Origin of the sequence: Pectobacterium versatile (assembly GCF_003932035.1) — a bacterium.
GTDB classification, from domain to species: domain Bacteria; phylum Pseudomonadota; class Gammaproteobacteria; order Enterobacterales; family Enterobacteriaceae; genus Pectobacterium; species Pectobacterium versatile.
The window spans coordinates 644030-657536 of the sequence record NZ_CP034276.1 but is presented as its reverse complement, the minus strand read 5'-3'; the positions used below and the strand labels follow the sequence as shown (position 1 = coordinate 657536).

Annotated in this window: 19 protein-coding genes; 1 reads left to right on the top strand and 18 read right to left on the bottom strand. The window is 48.3% G+C overall.

Going from position 1 to position 13507, the window contains the following annotated elements; genetic code table 11:
* Positions 1-6: 6 nt before the first annotated feature.
* Genes EIP93_RS02990 through EIP93_RS02960 form a run of 7 tightly spaced genes read right to left on the bottom strand, consistent with a single transcriptional unit; the run spans position 7 to position 4412 of the window.
* The gene (locus EIP93_RS02990) at positions 7-1545 is read right to left on the bottom strand and encodes a TIGR03752 family integrating conjugative element protein (RefSeq protein ID WP_044208327.1); all 1539 of its coding nucleotides are present in this window, start codon (positions 1543-1545) and stop codon (positions 7-9) included.
* A complete protein-coding gene (locus EIP93_RS02985; RefSeq protein WP_044208329.1) occupies positions 1535-2455 on the bottom strand; it encodes a TIGR03749 family integrating conjugative element protein in 921 nt (306 codons plus the stop codon). Before EIP93_RS02985 ends, EIP93_RS02990 begins: the two co-directional genes overlap by 11 nt.
* A gap of 2 nt (positions 2456-2457) precedes the next feature.
* Positions 2458-3114: a PFL_4703 family integrating conjugative element protein gene (locus EIP93_RS02980; protein ID WP_044208330.1), complete on the bottom strand. Its 657-nt coding sequence runs from the start codon at positions 3112-3114 to the stop codon at positions 2458-2460.
* The gene (locus tag EIP93_RS02975) at positions 3111-3473 is read right to left on the bottom strand and encodes a TIGR03750 family conjugal transfer protein (RefSeq protein WP_044208332.1); all 363 of its coding nucleotides are present in this window, start codon (positions 3471-3473) and stop codon (positions 3111-3113) included. The genes EIP93_RS02980 and EIP93_RS02975 overlap by 4 nt, the downstream gene beginning before the upstream one ends.
* Before the next feature lie 9 nt (positions 3474-3482).
* Positions 3483-3824, bottom strand: coding sequence for a TIGR03745 family integrating conjugative element membrane protein (locus EIP93_RS02970; RefSeq protein WP_044208334.1), 342 nt, complete (start codon positions 3822-3824; stop codon positions 3483-3485).
* 26 nt (positions 3825-3850) lie between these two features.
* Positions 3851-4090: a TIGR03758 family integrating conjugative element protein gene (locus EIP93_RS02965; RefSeq protein ID WP_080738460.1), complete on the bottom strand. Its 240-nt coding sequence runs from the start codon at positions 4088-4090 to the stop codon at positions 3851-3853.
* A gap of 1 nt (position 4091) precedes the next feature.
* Positions 4092-4412, bottom strand: a complete 321-nt coding sequence (locus EIP93_RS02960) for an integrative conjugative element protein, RAQPRD family (protein ID WP_044208336.1) — start codon at positions 4410-4412, stop codon at positions 4092-4094.
* A 134-nt stretch (positions 4413-4546) separates the two neighbouring features.
* Between EIP93_RS02960 and EIP93_RS02955 the strand changes: the two genes are divergently transcribed.
* Entirely contained in the window at positions 4547-5005 is a 459-nt protein-coding gene (locus tag EIP93_RS02955) for a hypothetical protein (RefSeq protein ID WP_125232261.1), read from the top strand.
* A gap of 71 nt (positions 5006-5076) precedes the next feature.
* Here the strand turns inward: EIP93_RS02955 and EIP93_RS02950 are convergent, their stop codons facing one another.
* From EIP93_RS02950 to EIP93_RS02900, 11 genes are all read right to left on the bottom strand, one after another.
* A complete protein-coding gene (locus EIP93_RS02950) occupies positions 5077-5271 on the bottom strand; it encodes a hypothetical protein (protein ID WP_044208339.1) in 195 nt (64 codons plus the stop codon).
* 22 nt (positions 5272-5293) lie between these two features.
* Positions 5294-6049 (bottom strand): TIGR03747 family integrating conjugative element membrane protein, encoded by a 756-nt coding sequence (locus EIP93_RS02945; RefSeq protein ID WP_044208341.1) that lies wholly within the window; start codon positions 6047-6049, stop codon positions 5294-5296.
* Position 6050: 1 nt separating this feature from the next.
* Positions 6051-8126 carry a type IV conjugative transfer system coupling protein TraD gene (gene traD, locus EIP93_RS02940; RefSeq protein ID WP_044208344.1) on the bottom strand — a complete coding sequence of 692 codons (2076 nt, stop codon included), beginning with the start codon at positions 8124-8126 and terminating at the stop codon, positions 6051-6053.
* On the bottom strand, positions 8123-8710 hold the full coding sequence (locus EIP93_RS02935; protein WP_125232260.1) for a restriction endonuclease: 588 nt from the start codon (positions 8708-8710) through the stop codon (positions 8123-8125). Before EIP93_RS02935 ends, traD begins: the two co-directional genes overlap by 4 nt.
* Entirely contained in the window at positions 8710-9228 is a 519-nt protein-coding gene (locus EIP93_RS02930) for an integrating conjugative element protein (protein ID WP_116167118.1), read from the bottom strand. The genes EIP93_RS02935 and EIP93_RS02930 overlap by 1 nt, the downstream gene beginning before the upstream one ends.
* On the bottom strand, positions 9229-9813 hold the full coding sequence (locus EIP93_RS02925; RefSeq protein WP_125233309.1) for a lysozyme family protein: 585 nt from the start codon (positions 9811-9813) through the stop codon (positions 9229-9231).
* Positions 9813-10526 carry a TIGR03759 family integrating conjugative element protein gene (locus tag EIP93_RS02920; protein ID WP_125232259.1) on the bottom strand — a complete coding sequence of 238 codons (714 nt, stop codon included), beginning with the start codon at positions 10524-10526 and terminating at the stop codon, positions 9813-9815. The genes EIP93_RS02925 and EIP93_RS02920 overlap by 1 nt, the downstream gene beginning before the upstream one ends.
* A gap of 9 nt (positions 10527-10535) precedes the next feature.
* The gene (locus EIP93_RS02915) at positions 10536-11417 is read right to left on the bottom strand and encodes a hypothetical protein (protein WP_125232258.1); all 882 of its coding nucleotides are present in this window, start codon (positions 11415-11417) and stop codon (positions 10536-10538) included.
* Positions 11418-11528: 111 nt separating this feature from the next.
* Entirely contained in the window at positions 11529-12227 is a 699-nt protein-coding gene (locus tag EIP93_RS02910; protein ID WP_116238190.1) for a DUF2786 domain-containing protein, read from the bottom strand.
* A gap of 11 nt (positions 12228-12238) precedes the next feature.
* On the bottom strand, positions 12239-13030 hold the full coding sequence (locus EIP93_RS02905) for a hypothetical protein (RefSeq protein ID WP_012822457.1): 792 nt from the start codon (positions 13028-13030) through the stop codon (positions 12239-12241).
* Complete coding sequence (locus EIP93_RS02900) at positions 13030-13494, bottom strand: hypothetical protein (RefSeq protein ID WP_012822458.1); 465 nt, start codon at positions 13492-13494, stop codon at positions 13030-13032. The genes EIP93_RS02905 and EIP93_RS02900 overlap by 1 nt, the downstream gene beginning before the upstream one ends.
* Positions 13495-13507 lie beyond the last annotated feature (13 nt).

The following is a 13507-nucleotide window of genomic DNA, read 5'->3' as shown; positions in this document are numbered from 1 at the left end:
GCCTCCTCAATCCAAACCACGTTGACTGCGACCATCAGCCGGCAACGAGAAGTCGTACCGAACCTTGCGCCCTTTTTCTTCGTAATCAATCGCCAACTGCCTGGTAATATGCACAGCTAGTCGCATGCCTGGCGGGACATAAATCGCATCGAATGTCTGGCCATAGCGTTGTTTCACCCAGTCAGTCGTCTCATTCAGGCCACCGGCCAGCGCCTTACCGAGAACCGCCTGCCCAGCATCACCCGTCAGTGAGGACGTCATTCCACCGTAACCATTTGTTTGCGTCGTTTGCTGATTCTGGCTCAGCGCGCTGGCAGCCCCTGAGCCAGCTGAGAGGGCAAAAATAGTGGGTAGATAGGTGGATGCGTTAGACTTTCGCTCACCACTGATGCACGGGATCCCAGCTTCATCAGAAATCCAGCCAATACCACCGCTGGAACCACTCGCGCCCTGATTGCTGCTGCCATTATTACTATTACTGTTGCCATTAGCGTCAGCTCGCGGCAACGTGCGAACCGTGCCATCGGCAAACACAAACGTAATATTGTTGACCTGACCACGGACACACGACAACGTCCAGTCACCACTGGCTGTGCCTGATACGATCGCACCTTCAACATCCGGTAAATCGATACCATTTGCTGTCAAGTTGTCTTTACCAATTAAGACCTTGAAGGGATAAGGGTCAGTTACGGTACCGTTAATAGGAACACGACCCAGTAGCGCCGTCATTGCCCGACTACCGATCAGGGTAGAATTCTCAGGTAAGGTGTAAACAGGCTCAGCTGTAACCTCACTTTTTTCGTTCGAGTACCCCTTCACCTGCTGCTCATACGCCGCCTTCTGGCGCGTCAGTTCATTATCGTTCAGGAAAGAGGTCGGAAATTGGGGGAGCGCAGGCATACCCGAACTGGACGTCTTATTCGGGTCGGCTGGCTTCTGGTCTTTTGGCTGTACCCATATCAGACCATCTGCACCTTGCGACATCGTGCCACTGGTACCATTTCCCATACCGTCCAGCCCTAATCCGAGAGGGATATCGCCGTGCCCGGAGGGTTCCTGGTAGCTACTTCCTCCACTAATATGGCCTCCGGGATTACTCATCGAATTAGCCAGTGTATCGGTAAGTTCCTGGATTTTATTCTGTAGACGTAATTGTTCATCTTGTAAGCGTTTTTGCTTCGTATCGTAAGACTGCTGCACGCCAGAAACGGCTTCGTTCACTTGCCCGGATACGTCAGTACTGCGGCGGGTAAGTGCCTCATTTTGTTTTTTTAGATCCTCATTTTGCTGACTGAGTTTACCTAAATCACTGCGCACCTGATTCAACGAACCGACCAGCGTGCGTAGCGTATCCTCAGGGGTATCACCGGCGACACCTAACGCCTTCATTTCATCCTGAGACAGTCCCAATGTTGTCGTTGAGGTATCAGGAGTATTCTGTATTTGAGCGGGTCCCTGGCAACTTTTTACGCCAATCAATGCGCCGATGGCCAGCACCGATGGCACTATTACTTTTACCAGCGTATTGGACTTAATTTGCATGCCCGCGCTCCTTCTTGCTGGCTTTGGCTGATGTCGGGTTCACTTTAACGACCGACTCTGCGACGAATGCGAGTTCAGGGCGGTTATCGGTGACCAGATACAATGTTGTCGTGTCTTCTGGTGTACCTACTGGCCCAACCCAACGATGCTGGAATGTGGCAGAAACAAACTGCCCCTGAAGAACCCGAGGATCGAGAACGATCTTTCGGCTTGAGGTGTTGCGAACGCGTAGCGCCACAACAGATCGCCCCCCGACGCCCCAGGCTGACAGAGTGGTGATATCAAGCGGTTCAGAGGGATATAGCGTTGTGATCTTTCCTGACAACCGAGGATTAACAGGATGAATACCGCCCACAGGCTCTACTGCACGTAATGGTCCATAAAGTGTTTGCGCGGCAAAACGAGTTAAAACAACAGGCAACGGAGCGTTATAGCGAGGTGCCTTAGACTCTTTTGCGTCTGATTTCGTTTCCGAAGTCGAAGATGAGCTACTACGTCCGGATGATTTGTCCGGGCGATCGCTATTATCAACCGTCGTCACGTCACCGCTGTACACCAGACGAACGGGCTCTGTCGGGCCATTCGGTGACGCAGTCACGTCGAGCAGAATAATCTCGCCGCTTTCCAGATCCTGTAACTGCAACCGCGTTTGAGGAAATGCACTGTCCGCTTTGAGATAAACCGCCCCACCTGTCGATTGCACGCGTAACTTGTCATTCAGTGCCGGAGGGAAACCGACACGAACGTTTTTATCCGCAAAAATAACGCGTTCTTGCCCTACCTTTAATGGGATCTGCAGGGGGATGCGTTCCCATTTAATTAATTCATCAGCGGCAACATGCAATGACGCTGTAATGAACAATCCCAGTAAACCGCTCTGACAAAATCTCCGTGCTGTGAAAGGTTTCATTCTCACTGCATAATCCCCTTTTTCTCTGGCTGTGGCTGATGTGATATTTCCAGACGCTGTGGCATCGCGTCATAACAATCCAGAGCCAAACCAAATGGGTTACGTTCTGCATCCCCATCCCAACGAACGACTTTCAGTGGGTAACGCACGAGTACCCGCTTAACGGGTTCGGTGTGGTAATACTCATCGGTCACCAAATCTAAACGGACAACCCAGTTATCACGGCTGATAACATCCACGCTCTCCGCGCTGTATCCCCGCCCGGGGATCTCGTAAACCACACGAACACGGTCAAGCAACTCGTTACCCAATGAGCGTTTTTTCGCGTCTGCATTCAGAAAATCCAGACAAGATGGTGTCAGGTACGGGGATAGGCTGAATATCTTGCTGGGATAGTCCTGTTCACCATTTTTGGGCCATGCGTTTAGTTGCTGGAAAATGTAAAACGCAAAGCTATAGACTGTCGGTGCTGGCACTTCCCACCAGGGCTTGGTACTACCAGCCCGGAGATCGGGAGGATTGTGAACCGTCAAATTGCTAGGCGCCCGCATCCAGCCGAGTATCGTGACCAGTAACATGGCAACCAGAACACCACAGGCAATGCGTAATGTCAGAATATGCTGGTCGCGATTTCTCACCGCGTTACGGTAGATGCTCATGATCGTCCCTTAGCGCGGCTACGGCGTAATGACCATCCCTGAGAGTGGATAATCAACGTCTCATCCCCTACACCAATATGTCGTTTTTTTTCCTCCAACTTCTGCCAGATATAGTTCTCAGGTTTACCGCGTTTAATACTCGAAACCCACTTCCCTCCAAAACCAATGACTAGTAAAGGAGTCAGTAAAATTCCCGTTGGGATGATGACCCACCCCACAAAAGGAACAAGGATGATGGACCACAAAAGACCAGCAAAAGAACCAAGTAAAGCCGTAAGCCCCAACTCTGGAGTGGTAAAGCCACGAAATACAATGGCTTCAGTATTCAAACGATCAGGCAAAAAAGGGATAGTTTGCATACTGCCACCTTACAAAAGGATATTGGCAGATTTACCTGCAAGCCAGATGATAACGACGAGCAACACGATTCCCACAACGACAATAGCAACGAATTTTTCCCAACCGGCACGTCCATCGCGAACTTCAGAGAAGGTTTTACCAGCGGCAGTCCCAACATTGAGGAACATAACGGCAGCAAGTATTAATCCCCCTAGGACAAGACCATCTTGTAAATAGCCCTTCGCTTGCCCCATAATTCCAGATCCGCCACTGGATTGGGGCGCTTCAACAGTAGGCAACGCAGCAAAAGCAGACTGGCATACCAATCCAATATAAAACAGAAATGAGATAAAACGACGGGACATAGACATGGAGAAACTCCTCTGTATAGAAAAAATTAACTGGCAAACATCCAAATACTGATAACCAACAAGATCGCGGTTCTTACTGCAAATCTACCCATCGCAGCATCTCTGACTTTCTCATTAGCCCAGCCGTTCCAGATATCGCCCAACGCCCAGGCAGCCCACAGAAACAACGCGGCTAGCAGAAAGCCGATACAGATGAGGCTGAGTATTTGGGGATCGAAACCAGATGCCGATTTAAAGGCAGAAGACTGTGCGGCGGTCATAGACATATCAGGGGCTCTCCCGACGGTAGTTCCCCGCAATAGAACTGGCTTCCCGAGGCTGCGCCCGGGATGGAGCCAAATAGGTATCGATGCCCGCTCTGATGGCATTCAAATCAGCAGTAATGCGTTGATAGTCAAAGTGGTATCGGGCACGATCGGCAGGGTCAGATTGCGCAGCGACAACGCGAGCTCGTTCCAGCGAGGCTTGAACCTGATCGAGTAAGCGCTGCGTGCTGGCTAGCTCGTCTTTTTCTGATGCATTTGCTGCATGGGTAAACAGCAGTGAAGCACAGAGCAAACAAGCAAGCCGGACTGAGGGAGAAAACATGCACACCTCACAGTAAGTTGACGGTGTGCATAGGATGCGGAGTCAAGGAAGGTTAGTCAGCGATAAACCCTTTATACTGAATTGAAAATTTAACCAAGCTTCCCCTGCTTAATAGGGGAAAGTAGAGGGAAAATATGTCTTTATACTGTATAGATACAAAAGGTAATACTCATCACTCATTCACACCAACCGCAGACGACTTTGAGGATATTGATAGTACATGCGATTCACGATATGCATTAGCCTTAGATTTTTGCAAAAAATCTAAGGAAATGACTGTAAGTCTAGTTGTTGTAGCTGATGAAGAAAATAAACCTATCGCCTATTGCTCCTTTTTATATTGGATAAGTTCATCAACTCCCACAGAGATAATCTTAAATTTTCAAATAGATTATGTTTATGTCAGAGATGACTATCGAAACAAAAAATTATCTACACTTATGGCTGAAAAATTTGTGATACCGGAACTTGTTCTTTTATTAAAAAAAAGAACGGATATAAACAATATATTTAATAATTCAGAATACATTAGTGCAGAAGGATATCGTTTCGGAGAAAAGGTTTATTGTCACTTAATTGAACAATTGGACTGACGCGCCGCAAGCGGCTTGCCTGCTGACAAAAGCGCACAAAAGCAAGTTTTGTACGCTTTTGTCCAGCTCAACTAAGAGCCATGTATCTTATGAAAGAGAGGATCCGCACCAATAAATACCTCATCTGGGACATCTTCCCATTCCTCCCTCAGAATACCGAATTCACCTTCATTCCAGTATCGCAGGAACATCTTGCATTCATCCGCATCCAGCCCCAACGCAAACTGAATAGCAGCGACAGCCGCCTCACAGGATTCACCACTCATTACCGTCTCTCCTCCTATAAAATCAAAGATATTTTTTAAATGTGGCCGTTGTTACTGTAATCGCAGTACCAAATAGCAGCGCTGCCGGTAACAGTAGTAAATTAGGGTAGACCGCCATAGGCCACGACAGGTACAGCATGGCTGGTACATAAAACGCAGGTTTAACCAGGCGCTTAGCATGGTGATAGAGAAAACTGGATTCATAGCCCGCGCCAAAACGCCGCAGGTCACGCCGTCCCAATCCCTCAACAATGGCCACAATTACCACCATAGCAAACAGAGGTATCGATAGAACCAGGATCGTTACCCTAACCAAGGTAACTACCGTGACATAAACGGTGGCCAGCAAATATTCCCGCAGCGATTGTGCCAGCCAGCCACTCCAGGCGTTTAAACTACGACTGAGCTCACTATGACTGTTTGCCTGCATCTGATACTGGTTACTGACCCAATCCATAAAACCACTGTTGATAAACGCCCAGTGATACGCTGAGTTTATCCAGTGGATGACAGTGACAGAAGGCTCGGAAAACAACAGGCTCCGTTTGAACTCTGACGACAGGTACCCCAACTCAGTGTTCATAACCTGCTGGCTGTGGGCAGCACCTTCTGTTGGCCAGAAGAATGCAATACCCACGTACTCAATCAGCAAACTCAACAATAATGAGCCCAGAATGATACCAATCAACTTCCATGGCCAGCCCCACAATACGTTATAAAGTAATCCATGTTGCCGCTCTGGCTTTTGTGGGGAGGGATTACGCGCAGGTTCAGCCATATTACTCCCCCCCGACTGAACTACCGTTCCACCATCCCTCACTGGAACGGTAGTTACGGCGCATCTCTGTGGCGACAGCCTGCAAATTGGCTGGCATCATTGCATCATTCAAATCATTCGCTGGCAGTGGCATCCTGATTTTCCACAACTGGCCACCTTCAAGCAGGGCGAACGCTTGGCCTTTAGGCAGGCTGACGACATCAGACGGTTCAATCAGTGGAGTTTTTATCGTGCCGACACGGTCCTGTGTGCTTGAAGTAAAATCCTGTCCAGTCTCAACATTAGCCGTATCCGAGTGACCGGAAACCAACGTTTTACTGTAGATCTCAACCTGCGGCAGCTGCGTCGTAAGCAATTCTGCGGTTTTGTTGTCCCGGACACGCAGCATGACCAGTGTATTGAAGTTACCAATGACCTGAGCCGTTTTCGCAGCATTGCCGATACGCGCTTCGATATCCGATGACGTTTGCGTATAGGCGGTTACTTGAACGCCGGCACCACCGCCCTTGTTTATCAACGGAATGAATTCATCGCCCATAAGTTCATTGAATTCATCGCAGTGCAGGTTGAGAACGGCCTTTTCCTCTTTCTGCTGTGGGAGCCCGGCATTAATTCCATGTTTATAAATATGGCCTGCAACACTGACAAGGTCGGCAAACATACTGTTCCCAACCGCCGTAGCAACCTCACTATCTGTCAGCGCATCAAGGCCGATATACACAACGCCACGCTTGCGAACAATTTGTTCCCAATCAAAAATAGGGCGTGAGTCATGCATATCCAGATAGTCCGGCGACAAAAGGGACGCCGTTTTACCCGTCGTCAATTTTTCCAGTAGTGGCAGAAGGGAGGCAACAATTTTGTCGAAATAGGTTCGGTCATAGCGAACCGCGCTACGCAGACCATCGAGAATCGGATCATAGAGTGCCTTGCCAGCTTCAGAGCTTAATGCAACTTCTATCGCCCAGATGCCAACGCTATTAGGCTGACCCTGCATATTTCGGGGTACATCTTCATCAGTGAGTACCCCTAGGTTATTACGTATCTGCAATTGTAGCTCGGGCAGTTCCTCTTCAATGATTTTCTCAGCATAGCGCAGATACAAGTCCGCAATATTGTTGACGTAACGCATTATCAGCGTGTAGTCAGGCCGCTCACCCAATGCAACCAGAGCTCTGGCTACAATATTTACGAAACGCCACGCAAATTCTTTAAATGCAGCACTGTTCCCTTCCCCCGCCAGTTGACCAGAGATACGCGATGCAACTTCGGAGACACGCCCAAACCGCCCAACGGCGTTATAACGGGCTGATATTTCGGGCCAACCTAGATGGAAGATGTAGAGCGAATCACCTCGCCCAGCGCGGTGCGCTTCAGCCCAAACTCGACGTAATAAATCAGGATCACCCTTTGGATCGAAGACAATCGTTACGTCACCACGGCGGATATCCTGGGTAATAAACAGTTCGGCTAGGCGTGTTTTTCCAACACGGGTCGTACCCAATACGATGGTATGGCCGGGGCGATCGGCAAGAGGCATTGTGACATCCACTTCATCCGGTTCAATACCATGCAAAACCGGCTTCCCGCCGACAGGTGGCAAAGGTCGTACTGGGTTCAGAGGAGAATCGACGCTTAACAACCTGGTAAGCCAAGGCAAACTGTGTTCTGACACATTCTCCAATTTACGAGCTGCCTGATATAACGTGGATGGCTGAATATAGCGTTCAACTTCCGGACGTAACGTGTCACGCAGCCGTTGAGTATGTTTCTGCGTCCACATGAACCCCTTACCGATAAACAGCCGCCGTTTACTGACAGGGATTTGTTTACTACTCATCACATAGCGCGGTAGTCGTCGTAAATTACGACGGTAACGCAGTACTTTCATTCCCTGCTGGGTGCGTACCATGGCCAGAACAGCAAACCCACCGGCCGTCACGTAACTGACCGAAGGAGCCAGCGCAATCGCCCATGGCGCTTGTATACAGACAAATGCTGCTGTGGCAGAGACTGCGGCTGTATTCAACTCAACGGCTGGCCGTAACAGTGCTTCAATGACGTAGCGATCGCTCATTGGTTATTCCTTATCCAGTCAGGATTCCCAGACAACAACGCCATCAGTCGTTGTCCGCTGATGATATGAAGGGGAGAAGTTGAACTTACGTACTGCTTGCTTTTAGCGCCAGTCCGTCCGGTATGAATAAATAAACCGCCACACCGATGCTGTATCAGTAATGCTGAGAATTCAGCGACGTGCGCGGGATCTATCGCTCTGCTGTAGCGTTTTGCCTGGATTAACCAACGCCGTCCTTCAATAAATACTTGCCCATCCAATCCACCGTCACCGCTGTATGATGCATTGCGAATCACCTTTAATCCCTGACGCTCCATTGCCAGCAAAAGCAGTTCTTCGAATACATACGGATTAACGCGCCGAAGATAAGAAAAACGCTGAGCATCCCCAGCTAAAGTGGGAAGCCTCCTTAACAGGCGTTCAGCCGTATGGCGGTAGCGACGGTGGCGGCGTACGCTGGCTTTCTCACGCCAGTTGAATGACACACTGACTACGCTACCGATAAACAGCAGAATAAATCCGATGGTCAAAACAGGATTGACTAATAGAAGAGCCGTCAGAGACATCGGCAACGAAGGGAGCATTACCGTACCTCGGAGGAGACAGACGTCTCTGTAATCAACGTGGGATAATGTTGCAACCGTAGTCTACGCGCTAACTCACTACCTGATGCAGGTGCCATCTGTACACCAGGAACCAGTGAGCGCAATGCCTGAACAGCAGCCATATCCATTACGTTGACGATTAAGCCAACCGCCTGCATTTGGCTCAATTTTGCAGCATTCATCTGTAACCAGGAACGTGACGCAGGATCGTCTCCGACGAGAAATAACGCACCAATTCCAGGCAAACTTAGCGCCCTTGACGCTTCAATGCCAACAGTTAGCTCTGGCGTCAGCACCGGCAGCATCGCCCCTTCGCCTGGCTGACCTTGCCAGGTACGGTTTTCAGTGTTATTGGATTCGTTGTTGTCCTGGCGATTAATACCATCAAAGAACGATGCGGTATCTTTCCCTCCCAAATCGGCGACAACATTCAGTTCGGCATGAACAAAGAACGAGCTCGCCAGAAGACACAGCGCGGATACAGGAATAACTTTCATTTATTTGACACTCCGGGGTTCGATCCAGACAAGTTGAGTGGTAGGAGCAATCTCAGGAAGGTGGGAAGCTTCAATCGGTTCAATCATGGCCAGCTTACGCTGTACCGCAGAAATGTATCTTGCAGATGGAGCTCCGCCGGCAGGACGGTGGTAACAACCAACAGCACGTAACCAGCTGCCCGGTTTTCTCTCGTAGCATTCACGTAGAATTTGTGCTGAAACATTCAGATTGGTATAGGGTTCAAACGCCTCCCAGGAGTTTGCAAAACGACGACCGTTCCAACCCCAGTTAACCTGCCCTAATCCAACATCAATGTTTTTATGTGGAACCGTCTTCAGAAAACGCTGTAGTGCCTGCCAGGCTTCCAGCCGGCTATCATATTGATAGCTTCTCCCCTGGACATTAAGGCTCCAGGGCCAGGGGCGAACACCATGAGGCAGCTTACGGCTGGACTCCTGTAGTGATTGTGCATAGAACAGTTCAGGCGGAACCTGATGTAAATACGCAACACGCTGATATCCGTCAGGCACTGGTTGTCGTGATGCGTTAGCACTGAAAGAAAAAATGCTGAAAATAACTAGCATCAGAAGGCAGCGACACGCCATCCACTTTCTCCCTGCTGCAGCAACACTGGCATCAGTCCATTACCAAATCGAATCCACCGGCCACCATCATGGTTCAATGTGATTTGGCGATTACGCACGCGTTCCACTGGAATATTGCGCTCTCTGGCCCATTCACGCAGTTTGTTATCATCCCCGCCGCTATCGACCAGATAGATGTCAACCGGGCGATCATCCGCCAGAACGGCCGCAAGGCGTGAATTACAGTTGCCGCAATCCTTGGATTTCACAAATAACGCCAATCGACCGCCGTTATCGTGTGCGATACCGCCTGCATTGCCCATGTTGACTGGCAATGCATTCGGATAAATGCGCCCCCAGGCCGCATCCACCTCTCGCTGAAATTTCAGAATCTTTTCAGTTCGCTGAAATTCTTCCTTAACCCACTTCTCTGCTAACTGCCGCCGTTCTGCATCACTGCGAGCTTCAATACCCAGCGTGGTTAACGGATCCAATCCCGGGGATTGGATGCCAGTTTTCCCCCGGATCATGTCCTGATATCGAGCCCATTCTTCATCGGTCAGCCCCCACTGTGTCGACTGAAGGTGAGATAATCCCTGATCAACAACTCGAGTTTGTGAATTCGACTCAGGTGTAACATGAATGCTGGTATTGACGGACGCGTGTGCCATTCCAGCCAACGCAAGCATCAGCACCATTGCTTTCACTTTCATAACGGTTCCTTACTGCAATGTGAGAATTTGAGACTTCCCATTAACCAAAAAACGCGCCTGATTTCCGTCAATGCTGGCTAACGTCCAGCCATTAACCGATTCGCCAGGCGTTAGCATTCGTATATCTGACCAGCGATTGCTTGCTGAATGAGGGATGATGACGGCATATTGCTGCCCTCCCCGATGCTCAATACTGGTTAATGCAAAAGGGGCGGGAACGGGTTTAATTACCCGTTGAGGCTTTTTTGCAGGGGTAGCCTTCTGCTTCTGCGGCGCTAACTTTTCAAATCTGTTTTGCCATTCAGAGGCTAAAGAGGAAATGCGTTTATCCTGTGCATCTGCAGTTCCCTGAAGATCATTAATACGCTGTTCAAGGTGTGCAAGCCGTTCAGGAATGGCTGATTGCCCTTCTACACTTTTTATGTATTGATTCAGTTTCGTATCCAGGGTGTTAGCCCAATCATTCTGAGACTGACGCAATGTGTCTAGCTCCTGCACAGAGACAAACTCGCTCCGAAGCAAGCCAATTTTACTTTTAACATCTTGTATCTCTGCCGGCAGTTGCTGAAGCTGACCACGCCGAAATGCGGCATCCAGCGAGTCCAATTGAACGCTCTGCTGTTGAACGATCAGGAAAAGCACGACAGAAAGACCTAGCGGAACGAAAAATAAAACGGCAAGCAGACTTTTAAAGAGCCAGGAGGGCCGCGAAGATTGATTTTCCTTATCAGTAGATTCTTCTCTATTGAAGAGCCCCATGCGCCGCGCAGCGACGTCTGCCGAAGAAGTCTTGGCGTAATGTGCGTTGACCTCTTCAGCAAACGGATCATCTTCTTGAGTTTTAGTGAACGATGGTATTACGGTGTCTGTAACGGAGGACTCAGTTGTCATGCCTCAAATCCTTGCCTTTGGTTAACGGTTTTCACCATTACTTTGCAAAAACCGAGAACCAGAGACGACAAACAACTGAATATTGAGATTGGGAAATTAAAACTATGGCTGTTACCTTCCTATTCTCCCCAGTGATGTCCCCTTTACTGCCTGGTGCAGCCGAGCATCTTTACCCGAGTGATAGCCAGCATGATATGCATCATCATCGCCGCGACAGCTTTTCGCTTCCCGGCTTTTAAGTTCGCTAAAACCCTCGGAGATCTGTTTGTAATACAGTGACATTAGTTGTTGCTCTTCAGGTTCAACAGTAAACCGGCTAATGGCATTCCGAGCACCACTCACCCAGCCTGCACAAAATTGATCTGCACGATTGGTTTTAGTAGTACGTTTGATACGCTTATTTTGTGAAGCAATAAACTCGCTTCTGGCTTTAATCAACTGAATACTCAATACATCGAACCCGTATGCCGCAATCTGCGGTCGTTCTGTCGGACCGTAGAATGAAACAGAACGTCGATGGTTCCGCGTCCAGGTGTAATAACAATTCACACCGAATGCATAACACAGCATGTTGGCTAAACTGACCACGTATTCTGGGAGTTTGTTCGCATCAGACGGGCAATGCTCGCTCTGAAATTCTTTAATCGACTTCAGATCGATATCTAATTCACTTAGGCCAAACTTATGCATTAAATTCTGAGCCTGGCTAATAGCATTAGCCGCTTCATGCTCATTAGTACTGCGTTTTGCTAAATGAAGGAGTTTTTGGATTTTCTCCAGGTATTTTTCTTTTTCTTCTTCATTTTTCATTTTCTACCTCGTTATAAAATTAGTGAAAGAATAGACGAGCTACTATTTTGTTTAATTAGCTGACGATAATAACGTTTAGTCCGATATCGACTGGCTATTAGATGCAAATAAGCAGAACGGATATCGGGGAAGTTCAGTATAATTAATTCGTCGTCATATGATTCGTCAATCATGCTGATACGCAGTGTCAGGTAACATTGTTTGTCTTCAGGATTTACTAATATACCCTCATAGTCTGCTATACGTCTTACACCAAAACCGAGTTCATTCTCAAAGTAAATCCTCACACAAGCATAATCAATAGAGAATCTAACTCTGCCATTCTCATCTCTTTCCATTACTTGTGAAAATGCAGATATTCCACGCAATACGAATGGCATTTGATAACGCGATGGAGTAGCCCTTAAGTGGACGTTCCCCAGATGACACCTTTTATCGTCCCATTTCGGATGAAAAATTAACCCACAATCTGCCATGAAAGCGAGCAATGCCGACCGGGAGAAATACTTATACGGTGGATTATTAATAATCATGTTCAAATCTGGCATCGCGTCAGGATTTTTATGCCACCATACTGATATAGCTTCTAATGAAGCATCACGTTTATCAACTATTCCGCCCCACGACTCAATACATGCAATTTCGTACTCTAAACGAATCTTTTGTAACTCAGCATGCGCGGTAAACATAAGATGCCCCATAGAATCAAGCGATTTGTTTAAGTCTTTTTTTAGCAATTCAAAGTCAGCGAGTCGTTGATTAAAAGTATTTGTAGCCAAATCCAAACGATGTTTTAAATCCATTATGCAGTCCTGTATTTTTTCAACGCATCTTTATAACTGGCCTTTGCTGCTTTCTTTGTTTTGCACCACTCGCCGTAGATGCTTGAATCCTGATAATTCCCGAACCGATACATACGCCATTCCCCGCGACTGCTATCGTAGTCAACACGTGGAGTGTTGATACCCAACCAGTCGGCAAAATCTCGATGCCCATAATCGGCATCAAGATACTCCTGCCAATTTCTCTTTGATTTGGCTTGCCTGGTGTTAATTTTCGGCGGGGTGTAATCAATAACGTCGCCATACTCGATGCCATCCGTCGGGTGATAGCGTTCAGGGGCAGCATGAGGAGCAGAGTCCAGAACAATGCCGATATAGTTACCAAAATCGCGCACAATAGTGCCAGGTTCGCCATATGCGATTACGCGACGCCCAACGCAGGCATTAACGCCGTAGTGATGATTGACGTAATTAAATACGCTCATTTCATTGGCCTCT